Below are 4,922 nucleotides of genomic sequence, written 5' to 3'. Positions count from 1 at the left end.
CACATCGTTCGGGCCGAGATAGATGGCATGGCCGCGCAGGTGCGCCATCGAAACCTCGAAGCTCACGCGCGTGCGCAACGAGGGCTTCTCAAAAAGCATGGCCAACGTGCGTGGGTAGTTCCAGTAGAGCGTGGGTTTGCGAGCCAGGTCGCTTTTCTTCAGAAAAACGGCCACCTCAAGTAGCGCCCGAATCTGCTCCGCGGTGACGTCCCAAAGAGTCACCAAAGAGCGTTTGCGCCAGCCAGAGGCATCGGTTTGAATGAGTTGGCGAAGCTGTTCTTCGGTAGGATCGGTTGGCAGAGTCATGCGAGCGATTCCTCTCTACGAGGCCGGTTGAAGGGCATATTCGAGTGCCTGAACTACCCGATCACAATCGGCTTTGGTCACCACAAGGGGCGGAACAAAGCGAAGCGTGCTATCCCCGATGGCGTTTGCCACAATGCCCTGCTGGAAAAGCGAATCGAGCACCGCCCTTGCTTTCGGCTGCATCAGCTCCACGCCGACCATCAAGCCCAGGCCACGCACCTCCTTAATGCGGTTTGGATGCGTCCGCTGAAGTGTGCGCAGCCTATCGAGGAAATAGGCGCCTATCTCTGCGGCGCGCGCCATGAGGTTCTCCTCTTCGAGTACATCGAGCGTGGCGAGAGCGGCCGCACAAGCCAGAGGTTGCCCGGCAAAAGTGGAACCGTGGTCTCCAGGCGCCAGAGTAAGCGCGGCCTCTCCCCGTGCCAAACAGGCCCCCATAGGAAAGCCATCGGCGATGCCTTTTGCCAGGGTCACAATGTCGCCTTGTACCCCTAAGGCCTGGCTTCCGAGGAAGCGCCCCGTGCGCCCAAGCCCGCACTGCACCTCGTCGAAAATAAGCAGAACCTTGGCTTCATCGCAAAGGGCACGTACGGCCTTAAGAAAGTCGGGATCGCACGGATGGATGCCGCTCTCCCCCTGGATCGGTTCGATCATCACGGCACAGGTGCGCTCGGACAGCAGGGAACGAAAGGCCTCGAGGTCGTTGAGTGGCGCATAGTGGAAGCCGGGCACCAGCGGCTCGAATGGCTTCTGATATTTGGGCTGCGCGGTGGCCGTGACGGTGCCCAGCGTACGCCCGTGGAAAGAGCCGTGAAACGTGATGATCTCGTAACAGGTTTCACCTCGCTGCTGCTTCCCCCATTTGCGAGCTATCTTGAGGGCGGCCTCGTTGGCCTCGGCCCCCGAGTTGCAAAAAAACACGCGCTCCATACCCGTCAGGTCGCAGAGGCGCTTGGCGAGCCTCGCTTGATGCACATTATGAAACAGATTGCTGACATGCATCAGCGTGTGGGCCTGTTGCGCAATGGCGCCTGCGATGCGTGGATGACAGTGGCCCACCGAAGCGACCGCAATGCCGGCCAAAAAGTCGAGGTAGGCGCGGCCTTCGCTGTCATATAAAGTGGCTCCCTCACCACGTACGAACACCACAGGGCGCCGAGCGTAGGTGCCCATCACATAGCGCGAATCGAGTTCAAAAATCTCTTCTGCGTTAACGCCAGCCTGCGGCTCGACGGTCGGCATGCTTATATCTCCCTTCCTTGTACCGCTAAAATTCGGTGTATCCTCCACGGCCACTAGGCGTGTACCATCGTGCCGATTCCTTGATCGGTGAAGATTTCGATAAGAAGCGCATGGGGCTTTCGCCCGTCAATAAGATGACAACGAGGAACCCCGCCCTCAATGGCCGTGATGCAGGCCTCCAGCTTGGGAATCATCCCTCTGTCGGCGGCGCCGGTGCGCAACATCTCCTCCGCCCGCTGCACATCCATCTCAACGATGAGGCTCGATTTGTCGTTGTAGTCGGCATAAAGCCCCTCAACATCGGTGAGTATCACCAGTTTGGCAGCCCCTACGGCGGCGGCAATGTGCCCCGCCACATGATCGGCATTTACATTGTAGCTCTCCCCATCGGGGCCTATGGCCACCGAAGAGACAACGGGGATGTAGCCTCTCTCCACCAGCAGATTGAGGATGCCGGGGTTCACCTTTGCCACCTCGCCAACATACCCTAAATCGCCCTTCGACGAGCGCATCTTGCACGCTACAATGAGGTTCGCATCTTTGCCGCTCAACCCAACGGCCTGCGCCCCCTGACGGTTCAGCAACGCCACAATGGACTTGTTGGTCTTTCCGGCCAGCACCATCTCCACGATCTCCATCGTGGCCGCATCGGTCACGCGCAGCCCACCAACAAAGGTAGGCTCGTGTCCCATCTGTTTCATGAGGGCGCTGATTTCAGGGCCGCCACCGTGCACGAGAATAGGACGTATGCCAACGTAGTGAAGCAGCGCGATATCTTGCATCACCTGCTCTTTCAAAGTCTCATCAATCATGGCGTTCCCGCCGTACTTTACCACCACGGTCTTTCCGTAGAACTCACGGAAATAGGGCAAAGCCTCAATCAGCACATCGGCAGGGGTTTGCATCGGTGAACCCTCAGGTATGGTATTCTGCGTTGATTCGGACATAGTCGTAACTGAAATCACAGGTATACACGGTTGCGCTCTCCTCGCCGAGGCCCAAATCGAGCGTAATGGAGACCTCCTTCCCCTTCAGGTAAGCATGGGCGCCTTCCCTATCGAAGGGCACGGAGCCGCCCTGAGCGCAAACCTTGTAAGGCCCAATGAAACCATCAATCCTTTCGGGGTCAAGCTGCACGCCGGCGCGCCCGGCAGCGGCCAATAGCCGGCCCCAGTTCGGATCGCAGCCAAAAAGCGCCGTTTTCACCAGGGGCGATTCGGCCACCGTTTTGGCCACCCTTTTCGCGACGGCCTTCGTCGGTGCACCCTGCACCGTTATGGTGACCAACTTCGTGGCCCCTTCACCGTCGCGGGCGATCTCTTTGGCTAGGGCTGTGGTGAGACGGGTAAGCGCCTCCACAAAATCCTCAAACGCCTCGCCTTCGCGCGATATTTCCGCCTCGCCCATGCCCGACGCCAGCAGAAGACACATGTCGTTCGTGCTCATATCGCCATCTACGGTAACGGAGTTAAAAGATGGCTCAACGGCACGACGCAAAGCCTCCTGCAGCAGAGGACCGGGAAGCCGGGCATCGGTGGTGAGAAAGGCTAACATAGTGGCCATTTGTGGGGCGATCATGCCGGCCCCCTTACACATGCCCCCAAAACGAATGGGCGCCACCCAGTGGTCGGAATCGGCCAACACGGCGCGATATTTGGGAAACGTATCGGTGGTCATAATGGCGCAGGCGGCGCGGGCATCGGCTTCGGCGGAACGGTCTAACGCTTCCACCGCCTCAGGAATGCCTTTTTGTAATCTGTCCATCGGCAATGGATGACCGATAACGCCGGTAGAGGCGGTAAGCACCGCATCGGGTGCCACGTTTAAAAGGCGCGAGGTCCACTCCGCCAAGCTGCGGTTATCGGCCTCTCCACGTTCTCCGTTACAGGCATTGGCGTTACCGGCGTTGATCAGCACGGCACGTGCCACACCGCTGCTTCGCACAACACGACGCGAGTAGCGCACGCAGGCGGCCTGCACGCAGTTCGTTGTGAAAACGCCGGCGACGGTGGCCATACTATCGGACACCAATAAGGCAAGGTCTTCCCCTTCGGTCTTCAACCCGCATCGAACCGCGGCTACCACAAACCCTTCTGGGTAGGTTACCCCGGCCTGCTCTTCCTTCCACAACGTGATCATGGCCAGAGGCCCCCCGACTCTAGGCCGGCCGTCTCCTCAAAATGGCACATCAAGTTCATATTTTGCACTGCCTGCCCCGCCGCTCCCTTTACCAGGTTATCAATGGCAGAGACCACCGTGACACGATTGGTGCGATCGTCCACCGCTAACCCGATGTGGCAGTCGTTGGAACCATAGGTTCCCTTCGTAGAGGGCAGCCGGTCGGTGAAGATGGTAACAAACGGAGCCTCTTTGTAAAACTCAATGTAAAGTTCTTGCAGAGCTCTGGTCGTCTGGGGCGACCTAAGCTGGGCATAGCAGGTGGCCAGAATGCCTCGCGTCATGGGAATGAGGTGAGGGGTGAAGCTGATGCGCAGTTGGGGAAGACCGGCCACATCGGCGAGCACCTCCTCGATTTCGGGCGTATGGCGATGGGTGCCCGCGATCTTGTAGGCGCTTACATTTTCGTTCAGCTCGGAGAAGTGGTAGTCGAGGCCAAATTTCGAGCGTCCTGCGCCGGACGCTCCCGATTTTGCATCCACCAGAATCGAGCTAGGGTCTACTAAATTCGCTTTTAATAAAGGAGCCAGAGCCAAAATGGCGGCTGTGGGATAGCAGCCTGGGTTGCCGACGAGTCGCGCCTTTTCGATCTGTGTGCGGTAAAGCTCAGGTAGGCCGTAAACGGCTTCCCTATTCCATTCGGGGCAAGCGTGCGGCTGGCCGTACCACTGAAGGTAGGTCTCCGTGTCGCGGAAGCGAAAGTCGGCTGAGATATCAATGACGCGACCCCCTGCTGCCAGCAGTTTCGCCGCCAAGTGCATGGCCTTGCCGTTCTCTTGGGCCAGGAACACCACATCACAGGAGGCGAGGAGGTCTTCGTCCATATCGGTGAAGCGTAATTCCGTATGGCGCGAAAGCCCCGGAAACGCCTCACCCAGCGGCTTACCGGCATAGGTGCCCGAAACGGCGCACCGCAACTGAACGTGGGGATGCCGTAGGAGCAGGCGCAACAGCTCACCGCCCGCATAGCCAGAAGCCCCCACGATTCCTACGTTAAGCATTATCTATCCCTTTGCCAGGCCTTTCCGAAGCGCAAAAAGCTCAAAAGTCCGGCATACTTTATGGAATGAGATAGAAATCTTACCGCAGATAGCGCCTTCGAGTCAACCGGCAACAAAGCAAGCTAATCAACCTCTCTGCTAGGCCTATGGGGTTTGTGAATGCGTATATTTGATGATCTCGCAGTCACGAAGGGT

4 protein-coding genes and 1 pseudogene are annotated in these 4,922 nt (G+C 58.3%); all 5 read right to left on the bottom strand.

Going from position 1 to position 4,922, the window contains the following annotated elements; translation table 11 throughout:
• Positions 1–306 (bottom strand): annotated as a pseudogene (locus VKV18_RS09675) (ornithine carbamoyltransferase); the annotation flags it as partial.
• Between the two features lie 15 nt (positions 307–321).
• Positions 322–1,548, bottom strand: coding sequence for an acetylornithine transaminase (locus VKV18_RS09670; RefSeq protein WP_324204002.1), 1,227 nt, complete (start codon positions 1,546–1,548; stop codon positions 322–324).
• A 53-nt stretch (positions 1,549–1,601) separates the two neighbouring features.
• Entirely contained in the window at positions 1,602–2,453 is an 852-nt protein-coding gene (gene argB, locus VKV18_RS09665; protein WP_324204001.1) for an acetylglutamate kinase, read from the bottom strand.
• A 10-nt stretch (positions 2,454–2,463) separates the two neighbouring features.
• A complete protein-coding gene (gene argJ / locus VKV18_RS09660) occupies positions 2,464–3,687 on the bottom strand; it encodes a bifunctional glutamate N-acetyltransferase/amino-acid acetyltransferase ArgJ (RefSeq protein WP_324204000.1) in 1,224 nt (407 codons plus the stop codon).
• Positions 3,684–4,727 carry an N-acetyl-gamma-glutamyl-phosphate reductase gene (argC, locus tag VKV18_RS09655; RefSeq protein WP_324203999.1) on the bottom strand — a complete coding sequence of 348 codons (1,044 nt, stop codon included), beginning with the start codon at positions 4,725–4,727 and terminating at the stop codon, positions 3,684–3,686. Before argC ends, argJ begins: the two co-directional genes overlap by 4 nt.
• Between the last annotated feature and the right edge of the window lie 195 nt (positions 4,728–4,922).

The organism is Chthonomonas sp., from assembly GCF_035294505.1.
Taxonomy (GTDB): domain Bacteria; phylum Armatimonadota; class Chthonomonadetes; order Chthonomonadales; family Chthonomonadaceae; genus Chthonomonas.
This window is presented reverse-complemented; position numbering and strand designations above follow the sequence as displayed.